The organism is Alteromonas sp. ABV4_150, from assembly GCF_056311745.1.
The window spans coordinates 1,782,750-1,797,376 of the sequence record NZ_CM149971.1 but is presented as its reverse complement, the minus strand read 5'-3'; the positions used below and the strand labels follow the sequence as shown (position 1 = coordinate 1,797,376).

Sequence of the window (14,627 nt, the reverse complement as noted above, 5' to 3'; positions counted from 1 at the left end):
GCACGTTATAACTCAACTCAATACTGAGTTTACGCACATTTTGTTCAGTGTCCGCATGCTAAAAATTTCAATAACAACCTAATTAATTCGACGACAGCGCCGTGATTTCATCATCTTTCTCAAACGCCAGCTTTAACAGTTCGGCGGCAGCCTTGGCATCGCTGAGCGCTCGGTGATGTTGCTCCATCTCAATATGGAAATGTTTAGTTAAATTAGCCAACGAGTAAGATGGCAGCCCTGGGTAGGTACGCCGCATTTCGCGAACGGTGCACATTTTAGGGCGTCTGAAGTTTTGCTCTAACCGCGCAAACTCTTGTTTAATGAACCCATAATCAAAGTTTACGTTATGCGCGACAAATACGGCATCTTCGGTAAAGCGTGCCACCTGCTCAGCGACTTCAGCAAATAGCGGTGCGTCTGCCACCATGTCATCCGAAATCCCGGTAAGACGGGTTATGTTACTAGGAATTCTGCGCTGCGGATTCAACAAGGTTTGAAATCTATCGACCTCTTCACCGCCGACTAATTTGACCATGCCTATTTCGGTAATGCGGTTATAACTGTTGTTGCCACCAGTAGTCTCAATATCTACTACCACATAGGGTTGTGCAGGGTCGCGTACCCAATTTACGGTTGTTACCGCAACATCAAAACCGGCTTGCTGCAAACGCTGAATGGAAACCAATTGGTTTCGACGAAGCTGATCGCCCGGCGCTTTTATCTCTTCAAAGCGAAGCGCATCGTCAAACACCATAATATCTGGGAAGCCATCTCGAAGGCTTTCGAAGTCTTTGCACATCATGCGAAGTAAAGCATAAATAGAGTCTAGCGAACCATGCTCAATTAGCGCTTCTATAGGCGTAAGCAAATGGCTTGACCACATAAACAGGCTGTTTACTTTACCGTAGTGCATGGTGGCCATCTTGTGGATGTGAAAACGCAGTTTCTCTTTGCTATCAAGGGCAAGCAGTAATGCTTCAATACTTTGCTCAAACTTGGCGTAAAAATTATTTTGCTTAAGCGATAATGGCCTTCGATCAAACTCTGTTACTAACGTATCTTCTTCGTAAAGTTGCTTCCAAAAAGTAAGGCCGAATAGGCTGCGCCACAAACGGTTTTCTGTACGCCAGCCTTCCACGCCTTGTCGAGCATAGTGCGCTAACACTCCACGCTCTACTTGCTGATTTTGGCTTACATCAATATCCAAAGTTCGGCTGGCATTGCGAAGCATATCGGTAACGGTACTTGTGCGCTTTTTATGGTATTTACGGGCATAAAAATCTTCGGCGAACGCCAATAGCGTATCGGATTGAGGGTTATCAATAATGTCCTCAAGGGCTTGTTTGACGTCATCTTCTTGTCCGCCTTTATAGCTCTCCCTTAGCCACTTTTCTTTTGCTTTATCGCTTTGAGCTAATTTTAAAATGTCTAACCCTTTGGGTTTATCGAAAGCCAACACTTTGAGCCCTAGCGCATAAAGCAGCTGGTCGCGGTAGAAACTGGCTGACACACCCTCTGTTATAGGAAAGTCACCTTCGGCTAAGGCAATTAACATATCATTGTTATAGAAGGCCAACTGACTGAAGTGATTGGCGTAAAACCAAGAAGCTTCGGCGTCGCTTTTAGTATCAAAACGCGCTGTATCGGTTACCGAGTCAGAACGGGTTCTCATTACGCCTAAATCACGCATAGAAAACTGATTTAAACGACTTTTGGTGTTACCAAAATAGAGAAACAGTAAATAGCGAAGCGCGTTATTAAATAAACACACCAAATAATTGTTTAGTGAAAAGCGCTCTGGCCAGCCTCTAGCACCGATATGTTCATTAAGTAACGTCACGAGTTTCGGCTTAGTGAGAGATGCTAGCCCCCGCGTACTTCCGTATTCAGCAAGAAGTGTCAGCAACGCGTCTTTGGTTAGAACGCCGGCGATATCATTAAGCGATGCGTTCGAAAGGTCGCCAAACCACCCGCTATCAATGAGCCAATCTATTTGTGCTTGCGGTTCGTTTATTTCACCGTAGTTAAACTGGGTTCTGTCAATAACCGCATACTTGCGATTTGCAGCGCGCACTACAATACATTTTTTGTCATCGTCTAATGCGTTAAAGCGCTCAACAAAATCAGCCGCCTCATCACTCAAAAGCATGCTGTTAGCACCTTCAAAGAACTTAAGGAACTCGTGAAAATGTGTGAGGTAATAACGTGGCGGTAAATCTTTTCGCATGAGGTATCTTTGGCTATGAAAACACCAACAGTGTATATTTATACAGCCAAGTTAATCAAATTAAATCCATATCGAATGTATTTAAAGTCTACTGGCCGGTATTAGACCAAGCCATTTATTAAACACGCACTCGCTGTTTAGACACCCACTGAAAGAACGTCGAAAGCTGCTCGTCATCTAGTAAACGTTGTAAATTGAAGTAGTGCTTGGCCAATGTCATCTCATCATAAAAGCGATGTATGCCGCTATGGCACTGCCTACAAATATAGATACCGTCCTGCAGTTCGGCTTTGCTAAAGTGCTTTTTGAAATAGGTGCGTCGGTGCATTTTTTTCGGGATAAGGTGATGATAAGTCAGGCGCGTTTCTCTATTACAACACGGGCAGTTTCCTACTTTATTTGCCACACCATCACCTCTATTCATTCACCTTGCTACTGTTTATTCGGGCTAATTATTAAGACTTTCATTTAACAATGGCTATTGCGATTGCCTCAGCGCGTTCTTTTCATAAATAACGAGGTATTTTGCTAAAGAAAATCCACTCGTCTTAGCATTACGTAATAACCACTATTCATGATTAATAAGGCAATGAAATATGAGCTTAACCCGTTCCATGGGCTTCTCCTGCCCTTACTGTATGGCGCCTAACGACGTTGAAATAGATGAAGTTAACGATGTGGGTCAAGTCCAAGTACTCGACTGTCAGGTGTGCTGCCAACCAATAGAGTTGACCACGTATCAGCATGGTGACGACATTCAAATTGAGGCAGAACGAGAAAATGACTAAGCAGTTTACACGCAGCGATATTGACGAACTTGCTCAGCGATACCGAGCTAATCTAGTCAACAGTTTATCTGGCTTTAAGTCGGCTACTTTGGTGGGTACCACAAACGGGAACACCAACAATTTAGCCATTGTAAGCTCTATCGTTCATGTCGGTGCTAACCCACCACTTATAGGCATGATCATGCGCCCACATACTGTGGTAAGAGATACCCTTAGCAATATAAAGCAACAGGGCTTTTATACGCTAAATCACGTGTCGACTGATTGGGTCGATAAAGCACACCAAACATCTGCCCGTTATGTCCCTGATGAAAGCGAATTTGAAGCAGTGGGTTTAACGCCGCACTTCAGCGAGTCTTTTAGTGCACCGTTTGTCGAAGAGAGCGAAATTAAAATGGGCTTAAAGGTGGCGCAACATTTAAAACTGCTTAACGAAACCGAAATGGTTATTGGAGAGATCCAAGAGCTTCATATGCCAGAGAGCATTATTGATGAAAACGGATACGCCGATATAGAAAAAGCCAACACCGCCTGCATTTCTGGGTTAGATAGCTATCACAGCACTACGCGTATTGCACAATTTGCCTACGCTAAACCTGGTGTTCCCCTCGCTAAAAAGTGAACTTGTAGCAGAACAAACGGTCTGATCTTTATAATCTGGTGGCATCACTCTGAATTTTATTTAATCTAGATCAAGTGAAAATACGACTTTTCGTTCGATCTTTTTTCAAAAAGAGATAGTATTTAAACAATACACAAAACCTGCCTCTATGGGCAGGTTTTTGCGTTTAAAGCACTGAATAAAAAAGAATCATTATCGTTTCTATCTCTTAAGGAGAATGTTATGAAATCTGTAAATCGCCGTGACTTTTTAAAACTGTCGGGCTCTACAGTTATCGGTCTTACATTAGGTGGTGTAGCGTTACGTGCACAAGCTCAAGAACAATTGAGCGCTGATGACCCAACTGCGAAAGCATTAAACTACACACCGTCTTCAACCGTTGAAGGTGCAAAATGTGCAAACTGCATGTACGTGCAGGGAGCCGATGGCGAACAATATCGGCCTTGTAACATTTTCCCTAACAAGCTGGTTAACGCTGATGGCTGGTGTAGCGCGTGGGTTAAAAAGCCAGGCTAAACCATCACTCGCAGCTACATAAATAGAAAAATCCCCCGATAAGTATCGGGGGCTTTTTAGTTTCAATACTGCTTAACGGACTACACATTCAAACCACGTGCTTTTATCTAGCGGCTCTCATTTAGACCATTTTGGATGCCCTTTAAGCTCGGGTCATCAAAACGTGTAGGTAAAAGACCTGGCTTAATGAAAAAGCCATGTTTAGCTTCAAAGACTTTACCTATCTTTAGCACATCTTCATCTTTCCACTTAGCACCGATAAAGCTAATGCCTACTGGAAGACCTTTCACTTCACCCGCTGGTACTGTGAGATGGGGATACCCCGCTACAGCGGCTAGATAGCCTATACCAATGAAACCCGCTGGCGAATGATCGCCATACACACCGTCAATTAAAAATGACGGGCTATTTGAAGGTGCAACTAATACATCGACATTGTGTTTTGCTAGCAATGCGTCAATACCATTTTCGCGCGCTGTATCTTGAATAAGACTTAGGGCGCTGTGATACGCTTCGCTATCAATAGGCGCCGCGTCTAGCGACTTTTCAAAAATATCTTGGTTGAATAACGCTAGCTCTCGCTCGGTTTGGCTGTTAAAAGCGATAAGCTCAGATAAATTTCTTGCGGGGATTTCTGCTGGCGATCCCGACAAATATTCGTTGATGCTGTGGTGAAACTCACTCAGTAAAACATTATAAGAGTCGGCCCAAAAGGAGTCAGGCTGAGAAAAATCACTAATATCCACCAGCGTAGCACCCGATGCTTTTAGCTGATTTAACGCGCTTTCGTAGACGTCAAGTACATGAGGGTTATCACCTTGACGATACCTGACAACACCAATGCGCTTGCCTTTTAAATCTGTTGCCAGCATTTCCGATGAAGGCATGTTAGGTTGATGAGACGCCGTGTTTTCAGTTGCACTATCGTTCACGTCTTCACCAGCCATAACTGACGTCATCAGCCATGCGTCTTGAACGTTGGAAGTCATAGGCCCCGCTGTATCTTGGCTGAATGAAATGGGTACAATATGAGTTCGTGAAAGTAAACCAACGGTTGGCTTAAAGCCCACTACACCGTTAATAGATGCCGGGCAGATTATAGAGCCATTGGTTTCAGTACCTACGGCAAGTGACGCTAATCTAAGTGACATTGCTGCGCCCGAGCCAGACGATGAACCGCATGCGCTTCTCGATAATATGTGAGGGTTACGGGTTAGTCCCCCTACTGCACTCCAACCGCTTATCGATGATTCAGAACGAAAATTTGCCCACTCAGATAAGTTAGTCTTGCCAAGAATGATTGCGCCCGCTGCTTTTAGTTTCGCCACAATGGGGGCGTCTCGTCCGGTGTCGTTATTAATAAGCGCCATAGAGCCTGCCGTTGTGGGCATTTCCGCGCTCTCTATATTGTCTTTTAAAAGTACAGGGATACCGGCTAACGGGCCTAATTCCGCTCCACTGGCAAATTGTTTATCAATTGATTTAGCGTCTGCTAATGCATTGGGGTTTAGTGCTAAAACGCTATTTGTCTTTTCATCTAACTTATTAATTCGAGCTAAATATCCGCTCACGAGCTCTGTCGATGTTGTATCGCCTTGAGCAATAGCTTGAGCCTGCAGGTATGCTGGCTCATCTAGCCACTTTTTATTATCGCTATCTTCACGGTGCGCTTGCGACACGCAGGCGGTACACAGCAAGGTTACGGCTAGTAAATACCACTGTTTCAACATAGAGCTTTCCTTAACGCATTGTTTTTAATGTGGACGTGCTTATGCCATCGTGTCTCATCTTCGGTTAGGTAGGAGGTGATGGGCATTAACGTAATGGTAGTTTGATATACGTTGAACCAGAAATAGTTCACTGTCTAGACGATAAAATGTGCATTTACAGTGCGGCGGGCGCCTTTGGCAGTTTGTGAAGCAAATTATCAAGTTGATATTCATCGAGCAGTAATTGATACCGACCATCTGCAATAAAGCGATGAAGAGCAGCATTAAACTTTTCTCTTAGCTCAGGATCAGGAATAGCCGCGCAATATGCCGAAATAGGAAACAACTCATGGAACACCGTTTCTTTCTCAGCATAGGTGCTGTTTTGGGATCTGAAGTGATTGAAAATATTTCTATCTAGCACAATCGCGTCCACATGATCGAGCATAAGCATGTCGACCTGACGGTCCTGCCTTGCCATTTCCATATACATTGGTTCTAGCGCTAATGCTTGCTTAAATTCTTCACCTAATACCGATTGCGCTGTTTGAAACGCGATGACACGCTTGCCCTTCAGATCATCAATATCATTGATAACATAGTGGCTCTGCGCTTTTGTCACAACAACATTTTGATAGATGATATATGGGTCGGAAAGGACAGTATCATCCACATTGTGCGCAGCGTTTTGTGTAAGTCCTATATCCACAGCGTTATCTTTCAAAAGCCGCGCAGTTCGCCCAAAAGGAACATAGATGGGCGAAAGCGTATGCCCCATTTCCGCTAAAATGGCTCTTACCAAATCAATTTCAAAACCACTGTGTTCTTGTGAAATCACATAGGGCGGCTTGTTCCAGCCAACCACCACGTCTAATTCACGGGCTTTAGTGGGCAAAGCAATGGCAACAACACACATAAAAGAGATAAGAATACGCATAAAACTCCGATTAACTTTACAATCGAACCGCACTAATAAATAACTATAGGCGCATTTAGAATCCATACCAGTGAACAAAAGGCTAAGGCTTTAAAACACCGCTGACTCTGACAAATCACACCTATCGTAACGCTTTTCGCTTGCTTCCATTTTGTTTGACGCCGAGCAAAGGTACAATAACCAGCAAAGGTCCCAACGAACGATAACTATGGCTTGGCTACAACTTCGAATTAATACTTCTTCTGAATATGCAGAATCAATAGGCGACATGCTAACGGCAAATGGCTCGCAGGCGGTTACCTATGTAGACGCGAAAGACACCCCAATGTATGAACCCAAGCCGGGTGAAGTCTTATTGTGGCCAGATACACAAGTAGTGGGTTTGTTTGAAGCAGATGCGGATATGAAAGGTATTCTGCAGCGCCTAGGTAAAGCTAAAGTGCTTGGCCCAGACTTTAAATACAAGCTAGAGCCGCTTGAAGATAAAGACTGGGAGCGGGAATGGATGGATAATTTCCACCCAATGCAGTTTGGCGAACGCTTATGGATTTGTCCAAGCTGGCGTGACGTTCCAGACCCTGATGCCGTTAACGTTATGTTGGATCCAGGCCTTGCTTTTGGCACAGGTACGCACCCTACTACTGCACTTTGCCTACGCTGGTTAGACGGTATCGATATGACAGATAAAACTGTGGTCGATTTTGGCTGTGGCTCGGGAATTTTAGCGCTGGCCGCGTTGAAATTGGGTGCTAAACGCGTAATTGGCATTGATATTGACCCGCAAGCACTTCAAGCGACAAAAGAAAACGCACGCCGCAATGGCGTTGAAGACCGACTAGATGTGTATCTACCGGAAGACCAGCCTGAGCTTGAAGCCGATGTGGTTATGGCGAATATCTTGTCAGGTCCATTATTAGAACTCCAAGGCGTTATTACTAATTACTGCAAAAAGGACGGCTTGTTAGTGCTCTCAGGCATACTGGCAGAACAAGTTACTCGCATTGAAGACGCTTATTCAAACGACATTACGCTTGAACCCAGTACCATTGACGGAGAGTGGGCGCGAGTGTCGGGTAAAAAACACTAAGCGCGATTAAAAAACTGACTAGACGGTTAAATATACGTCTAGTCGCATTAGAGCGTTTACGGCAAACCACCTCAATATTGCGACGAAAATTCATACGATAAAAATCGTCAGCATCTAATAATTTGTTAATTTTTTTCACATTACAGCCCTTTCAAATCGGGGGCTGTAAGACTTTCGCACAATATTCGTACTAAAAATCGACGTTAGCTTACTAATGTGACAGATTTTTTTCACTGTCAAGACCACGAAGTGAAATTTTGTGTGATTTTTAGCCTTTTCAAGCCTTGCGAAAACACGTACACTTAGCGCCCCGTTTTAGCCGGGTGTATATTTTCTGTGCAGTTTTAGATGGTGAGCTATACATTTTACAATGCGAATTGGACCTTACGAGTTAGAAAACAATTTGATGTTGGCCCCCATGGCTGGCGTAACAGATAGACCGTTTCGCCAACTTTGTAAGCGCTTAGGAGCAGGGCTTGTTGTTTCAGAAATGCTTTCGAGTAATCCGAAGGTTTGGAACACAGCTAAGTCCCAGGCGCGTATGAACCATGAGGGTGAAGAAGGCATTCGCTCTGTACAGATAGCTGGGGCCGACCCTGAGCTTATGGCTCAGGCAGCGCAATTCAATGTTGAGAATGGTGCGCAAATCATCGATATCAACATGGGTTGTCCTGCTAAAAAGGTCAATAAGAAGCTTAGCAGGTTCTGCGCTGCTTCAATACCCAGACACAGTGGAAGCGATTATTAAAGCAGTAGTTAATGCTGTAGAAGTACCCGTGACACTGAAAATTCGTACCGGCTGGAACCCAGAAAATCGCAATGGGGTAGACATTGCCCGCATTGCAGAGCAAAACGGCATACAGTCGCTTGCTGTTCACGGCAGAACGCGAGCTTGTATGTACAAAGGAGAGGCTGAATACAGCACCATACGTCAAATAAAGGCGGCAATTTCAATTCCGGTTATTGCAAATGGTGACATTACTTCTCCAGAGAAAGCACAAGAGGTGCTGAATTACACCGGTGCAGATGGCGTAATGATAGGTCGCGGCGCGCAAGGTAAGCCTTGGATATTTAAACAAATCCAACATTATCTTGAAACGGGCGAGAACCTAGCACCACCGCCGCTGTCAGAGCAATATGAGATTTTGCACGAGCATGTAGCTAATGTGCAGGACTTTTATGGCGACATTGCCGGTGTAAGAATTGCCCGTAAGCACGTGGGCTGGTATCTCGCGGAGCACGATACGGATCGTCAGTTTCGTAAAACGTTTAACGCTATCGATGATGCGAATGAGCAACTCGATGCACTAAATGCATATTTTCAAGCGCTGCAGACACGAGAGACCCGACAGATCTCTCCCGCAGCATAGTGATGACTAACTTAAGAGCAACACAGTATTATGTTCGATCAAAACGTGACTTCACCTTTTACTACTACAGTAACTACGCCTTCACAAACGCAAGCTCAAAAGCCATTGCGTGACTCTGTAAAGCAAGCGGTTAACAAGTACCTTAAGCAATTGGATAACGCAAACATCGATAACCTGTACGAAATGGTACTGGCTGAAGTTGAAGCGCCGCTGCTAGAAGAAGTCATGACTTACACACGCGGCAATCAAACCCGCGCTGCCATCATGATGGGCATCAACCGTGGCACACTTCGCAAGAAGCTTAAGCAATACGGCATGAACTAAGATTCCAAGGGCTTTGCCCACCAAAGAGCACCAATCGGTGCTCTTTTTGTTTCAACACTACAACATTAGAAACTTAAAATTTATGCAAACACCAAAACCTATTAAACGTGCTCTCCTTAGTGTCTCTGATAAAACCGGTATCCTCGATTTCGCGACAGCGCTGCATAACGCTGGAGTAGAACTTCTGTCGACGGGCGGTACTGCTAAACTTCTCGCTGACGCTGGCTTACCTGTTAAAGAAGTGTCTGATCACACAGGTCATCCGGAAATTATGGCTGGCCGCGTTAAGACCCTTCACCCGAAAATTCATGGCGGTATCCTTGGTCGTCGCGGTACCGATGAAGCGGTGATGGAAGAGCACAATATTGCGCCTATCGATCTTGTGGTGGTCAACCTTTACCCGTTCGCTGCAACCGTGGCAAATGAAGACTGCACGCTTGAAGATGCGATTGAAAATATTGATATCGGTGGCCCTACAATGGTTCGCGCGGCAGCCAAAAACCACAAAGACGTGACTATTGTGGTTAACGCATCTGACTACTCTCGCGTTCTTGCTGAAATGAACGACAATAACGGCTCTTTGTCTTACAGCACACGCTTCGATCTAGCCATCAAAGCATTCGAACACACAGCTGAATACGACGGCATGATTGCGAACTATTTTGGTGCCCGTTTAGACAGCACTGGTTGTGAAGCAGACTGTGACCATCAGCACAGTGAATTCCCACGTACCTACAACATGCAGCTGACTAAGAAGCAAGATCTTCGCTATGGCGAAAATAGCCATCAAGAAGCGGCCTTCTATGTTGAAAACGATATTCAAGAAGCATCGGTTGCTACTGCTACTCAGCTTCAGGGTAAAGAGCTATCGTTTAACAACATTGCTGATACCGATGCAGCGCTAGAGTGCGTGAAAGAATTCGAAGAACCAGCATGTGTAATTGTTAAGCACGCTAACCCGTGCGGTGTTGCTATTGGCGACGATATTCTAAGTGCCTACGACCGTGCGTTTAAAACTGACCCAACGTCTGCATTTGGCGGCATTATCGCGTTTAACCGCGAGCTTGATGCGAAAACGGCACAAGCCATTGTTGACCGTCAATTTGTGGAAGTGATTATCGCACCAACAGTAAGCGATGAAGCGAAAGAAGTCGTAAGTGCGAAGAAAAACGTACGCCTTCTAGCGTGTGGCGATTGGGCTGGCCAGCTAACTGAAGGTTATGACTTTAAACGTGTAAACGGTGGTTTATTAGTACAAGAGCGCGACTTCGGCATGGTTGAAATGGAAGACCTAGAAGTGGTGACTAAACGTAAGCCGAGCGAAGAAGAACTACGCGACCTTATGTTCTGCTGGAAGGTAGCAAAATACGTGAAGTCTAACGCAATTGTTTACTGCAAAGACGGCATGACAGTGGGCGTGGGCGCAGGCCAAATGAGCCGCGTTTACTCTGCAAAAATTGCAGGTATTAAAGCAGCTGACGAGAACCTTGAAGTGGCAGGCTCTGTTATGGCATCTGACGCTTTCTTCCCATTCCGCGACGGCATTGACGCAGCAGCTGAAGCTGGCATTAAGGCAGTAATTCAGCCTGGCGGCTCTATGCGCGACCAAGAAGTAATTGACGCCGCTGACGAACACGGCATTGCTATGGTGTTCACGGGTATGCGTCACTTCCGTCACTAATAGGTATCTGCGCTATATCTTTTAGTGCAGGCTTAGTGAGGGAAACCAATACCTAAGTTAAACACGCAGTAAAGTGGCATTTAGTTACTTTACTGCGTGTTTGTTATTTTTCCTTAACCCTTTTTATTACGCAGACCCGAGGCCAATCGCATGGTTGTGTTGATACCTCATCGAAGCGACAGAGTTGCGGATAATTCTGCTAAGGCGTAAGTGCGAATAGAGGTTAGCTGATAGGCTTGATCTGACTTGTAGTAATTTGTAGTAATAGTGTTACTAATAAATGTTATGTTTTACTAGTCCGCATAGACAACTACCTACCCTCGACAGAAAAAGGAAATAAGAATGAAAAAGTTAGCCCAACTCGTATTAGCAGCAACACTAGGTGTAACAGCAACCTATGCCGGTGCCGATGCTATTTCTGACGCCGCAATGAGCGATATCCGCTCTGATAAAGCCAAAGTGCGCGATGAGTATCGCAACCCTCAACAAACATTACGCTTTTTTGGTCTACAGCCGGACATGACTGTAGTCGAAATTTCTCCAGGTGGCGGCTGGTATGCCGACATTCTTTATTCTGTTGTAAAACAAGACGGAAAATACGTAGCGGCTCACTTTTATGTAGACGATGAGACCAGTGGCTACTATAAAAAGTCGGTAGAAGGCTTTAAAGAGAAAATGAAGCCAGGCATGAAGTATGAAGGTGCTGAGCTTACTGCATTCGACCCTATGAAAGCGCTAGATATTAGCGAAGCGGGCAGCGCTGATATGGTGCTAACCTTTCGCAACGTACACAACTGGTACATGCGTCACGGTGACGAAGGCATCGACAATGCATTTGGCGCATTTTTCAAAGCGCTTAAGCCAGGCGGCGTACTGGGCGTAGTGGAACATGAGCTACCTGAAAGTGCAGATGATGAAGCGATGAAGAAAAGTGGCTATATGAAGCGTTCTTACGTTATTGCTGCCGCTGAAAAAGCGGGTTTTGTCCTTGAAGCTAGTAGCGATGTTAACGCAAACCCAATGGATAGCGCAGATCACCCGAAAGGTGTGTGGACGCTACCTCCTCGTTTGGCGCTTGACGACCAAGACCGCGAAAAATACATGGCGATTGGCGAGAGCAATCGCATGACGCTAAAATTCACCAAACCAAAATCATAATATTAAACACTCAAAACGGAACAGTTAATGAACGTACTTGTAATTGGCGGCGGTGGCCGCGAACACGCGCTAGCGTTTAAAGCAGCGCAGTCTTCTGATGTTTCAACCGTATTTGTAGCTCCTGGTAATGCAGGCACTGCTACAGAACCTAAGCTTGAGAACGTAGCTATTGATGTCAACGACATCGCAGGCCTAGTTTCTTTTGCTCAAGGTAACGATGTTGCGCTTACTATTGTAGGCCCAGAGGCGCCGCTAGTTGCAGGTGTAGTAGATGCGTTCACTAACGCAGATTTAATGATTTTTGGCCCTACTCAAGCTGCGGCGCAGCTAGAAGGCTCAAAAGCTTTTACCAAAGACTTTTTGGCTCGGCACAATATTCCTACGGCTGAATACCAAAACTTCACCGAAATTGACCCAGCTATTGCTTATGTTCGCGAGAAAGGCGCGCCGATTGTTGTAAAAGCTGACGGCTTAGCGGCAGGTAAAGGTGTTATTGTTGCGATGACCCTTGAAGAAGCCGAAGATGCTATCCGCGACATGCTGGCAGGTAACGCGTTTGGTGAAGCCGGCAGCCGCGTAGTTATTGAAGAATTCCTAGACGGTGAAGAAGCGTCCTTCATTGTCATGGTAGATGGCAAAAACGTACTGCCATTTGCCACCAGCCAAGACCACAAGCGTGCGGCTGACGGTGACAAAGGGCCGAACACAGGCGGTATGGGTGCTTATTCTCCGGCTCCAGTTGTAACGCAGGACATTCACGACCGTATTATGCAAGAAGTGATTATGCCAACAGTTAACGGCATGGCTGCTGAAGGCAACGACTACGTTGGCTTTTTATATGCTGGCCTTATGATTATGGCCGATGGCACTCCAAAGGTAATCGAATACAACTGCCGCTTTGGCGATCCGGAAACCCAGCCAATCATGCTGCGCTTAAAATCTGACTTGGTTCCACTTTGCCAAGCAGCGTGCAAAGGCGAACTTGCTGGTAAAACAATTGAGTTTGATGAGCGCGCATCGGTAGGTGTTGTGCTTGCCGCTGGCGGCTATCCAGGCAGCTATGATAAAGGCGACGTGATTACTGGTTTCGAAGAAGCCGCTAAGTTAGACGGAAAGGTTTTCCATGCAGGCACCGCCCTTCAAGATGGCGAAGTGGTAACCGCAGGTGGCCGCGTACTTTGCGCTACAGCTTTGGGTAACAACGTTACTGAAGCGCAGCAAAAAGCTTACGAGCTACTAAAAGCCATTCAGTTTAAAGATGTGTATTACCGTACTGATATTGCACACCGCGCTATTGCCCGTGAAGCCGAAGCAAAATAAACGAAACACAAAACATTAGAAACGCGGCTTAATGCCGCGTTTTTTATGACGTATACGACCAACATTACTTAGTTAAAAGCACTTTTCCAAACACCGACGCATCTTTATACCCCAAGTTTTTATCGCCGTTTACTGGGGTAATCTCATGGGAGCCTAAAAAATGCTCTCTGTCACCACCATCTGCGTCGCAATAGGCAAGCATAAAACCCAGTGCCATATCTTCTTTTAATGCAACAGGCGAATTATCTTTTCCGTGTTGATAGCTATCATCAAATACATGAACCGCTGCTTCCCAATAAATATTGTAAGGCGCTTGTGTATCACGCTGCCACTTATTCTCAACATGGTTGTTGTATAGCTGCGGTACCGCCTCTCCCGCCTTATTGGGGCCAATATCAACAACCTGATTGTCTAGCGCCAGGTGATAGGCAAACGCATTGTAGTTATTAAGATGATCGCCACCAGAGGCATCCGCATCAATGAAAATTTCTAAACAGTCATCATCCCAGTAACGCTCAAGCGGGTTAGCATATGTGTCGGAAAGGTGGTCGTCTTGTATTTCTGCCAGCAGGTATAACGCATCTTTGTTCCAGCGAAGCTTATATCTACCAGAAAAATCGCTGGGCTCAGGTGCAGTGCCCCACATAAGCGAGGTCATTTCGTGCCAATCGCCCTCTTTCCATGCCGCATCATTTGCTACGCCATCTATCACGGGTGCATTCTTGGTAAACATAACATTGTCTGGATCCGCCTTTGCTGCAGGTGCAAGCATAGCGACAACAAGTGTTGCGACAAATAGTACCGAGTTGAATACTGACACTAGGGGTTTAGTACTTTTCAATTGAATACGCTCTTAGTTTGCCTTCTTGTCTTTTAAACTAACATGTT

13 protein-coding genes and 1 pseudogene are annotated in these 14,627 nt (G+C 45.4%); 9 read left to right on the top strand and 5 right to left on the bottom strand.

What is annotated here, in order from left to right; all coding sequences use genetic code 11:
• Positions 1-82 precede the first annotated feature (82 nt).
• Together ACYX4M_RS07880 and ACYX4M_RS07875 are read right to left on the bottom strand one after the other, a co-directional pair.
• The gene (locus tag ACYX4M_RS07880; protein ID WP_476082557.1) at positions 83-2,227 is read right to left on the bottom strand and encodes an exonuclease domain-containing protein; all 2,145 of its coding nucleotides are present in this window, start codon (positions 2,225-2,227) and stop codon (positions 83-85) included.
• Positions 2,228-2,345: 118 nt separating this feature from the next.
• Entirely contained in the window at positions 2,346-2,651 is a 306-nt protein-coding gene (locus ACYX4M_RS07875) for a hypothetical protein (RefSeq protein ID WP_474834369.1), read from the bottom strand.
• A 172-nt stretch (positions 2,652-2,823) separates the two neighbouring features.
• On the opposite strand from ACYX4M_RS07875, the gene ACYX4M_RS07870 reads away from it, so the two are divergent.
• The 3 genes from ACYX4M_RS07870 (at position 2,824) to ACYX4M_RS07860 (ending at position 4,153) form a co-directional block, all read left to right on the top strand.
• Complete coding sequence (locus ACYX4M_RS07870; protein ID WP_105932532.1) at positions 2,824-3,015, top strand: zinc ribbon domain-containing protein; 192 nt, start codon at positions 2,824-2,826, stop codon at positions 3,013-3,015.
• Positions 3,008-3,637 (top strand): flavin reductase family protein, encoded by a 630-nt coding sequence (locus ACYX4M_RS07865; RefSeq protein WP_476082556.1) that lies wholly within the window; start codon positions 3,008-3,010, stop codon positions 3,635-3,637. The genes ACYX4M_RS07870 and ACYX4M_RS07865 overlap by 8 nt, the downstream gene beginning before the upstream one ends.
• A 222-nt stretch (positions 3,638-3,859) precedes the next feature.
• The gene (locus tag ACYX4M_RS07860) at positions 3,860-4,153 is read left to right on the top strand and encodes a high-potential iron-sulfur protein (RefSeq protein WP_118491294.1); all 294 of its coding nucleotides are present in this window, start codon (positions 3,860-3,862) and stop codon (positions 4,151-4,153) included.
• Between the two features lie 107 nt (positions 4,154-4,260).
• Here ACYX4M_RS07860 and ACYX4M_RS07855 read toward each other — a convergent pair whose 3' ends face one another.
• Both ACYX4M_RS07855 and ACYX4M_RS07850 read right to left on the bottom strand, forming a co-directional pair.
• On the bottom strand, positions 4,261-5,883 hold the full coding sequence (locus ACYX4M_RS07855) for an amidase (protein WP_476082555.1): 1,623 nt from the start codon (positions 5,881-5,883) through the stop codon (positions 4,261-4,263).
• 154 nt (positions 5,884-6,037) lie between these two features.
• Positions 6,038-6,799, bottom strand: a complete 762-nt coding sequence (locus tag ACYX4M_RS07850; protein ID WP_476082554.1) for a substrate-binding periplasmic protein — start codon at positions 6,797-6,799, stop codon at positions 6,038-6,040.
• Between the two features lie 208 nt (positions 6,800-7,007).
• On the opposite strand from ACYX4M_RS07850, the gene prmA reads away from it, so the two are divergent.
• The 6 genes and pseudogenes from prmA (at position 7,008) to purD (ending at position 13,739) form a co-directional block, all read left to right on the top strand.
• Positions 7,008-7,886, top strand: coding sequence for a 50S ribosomal protein L11 methyltransferase (gene prmA, locus ACYX4M_RS07845; RefSeq protein WP_476082553.1), 879 nt, complete (start codon positions 7,008-7,010; stop codon positions 7,884-7,886).
• Positions 7,887-8,256: 370 nt separating this feature from the next.
• Positions 8,257-9,256, top strand: a pseudogene (gene dusB, locus ACYX4M_RS07840) (tRNA dihydrouridine synthase DusB).
• Positions 9,257-9,286: 30 nt separating this feature from the next.
• Positions 9,287-9,580: a DNA-binding transcriptional regulator Fis gene (gene fis / locus ACYX4M_RS07835; protein ID WP_012520109.1), complete on the top strand. Its 294-nt coding sequence runs from the start codon at positions 9,287-9,289 to the stop codon at positions 9,578-9,580.
• An 82-nt stretch (positions 9,581-9,662) separates the two neighbouring features.
• Positions 9,663-11,261 (top strand): bifunctional phosphoribosylaminoimidazolecarboxamide formyltransferase/IMP cyclohydrolase, encoded by a 1,599-nt coding sequence (purH, locus tag ACYX4M_RS07830; RefSeq protein WP_474872213.1) that lies wholly within the window; start codon positions 9,663-9,665, stop codon positions 11,259-11,261.
• 342 nt (positions 11,262-11,603) lie between these two features.
• Entirely contained in the window at positions 11,604-12,419 is an 816-nt protein-coding gene (locus ACYX4M_RS07825; RefSeq protein WP_476082552.1) for a class I SAM-dependent methyltransferase, read from the top strand.
• Between the two features lie 27 nt (positions 12,420-12,446).
• Positions 12,447-13,739: a phosphoribosylamine--glycine ligase gene (gene purD, locus ACYX4M_RS07820; RefSeq protein WP_476082551.1), complete on the top strand. Its 1,293-nt coding sequence runs from the start codon at positions 12,447-12,449 to the stop codon at positions 13,737-13,739.
• Positions 13,740-13,803: 64 nt separating this feature from the next.
• On the opposite strand, the gene ACYX4M_RS07815 is transcribed toward purD, so the two are convergent.
• Positions 13,804-14,580 carry a sugar-binding protein gene (locus ACYX4M_RS07815; protein WP_476082550.1) on the bottom strand — a complete coding sequence of 259 codons (777 nt, stop codon included), beginning with the start codon at positions 14,578-14,580 and terminating at the stop codon, positions 13,804-13,806.
• Positions 14,581-14,627: the final 47 nt, after the last annotated feature.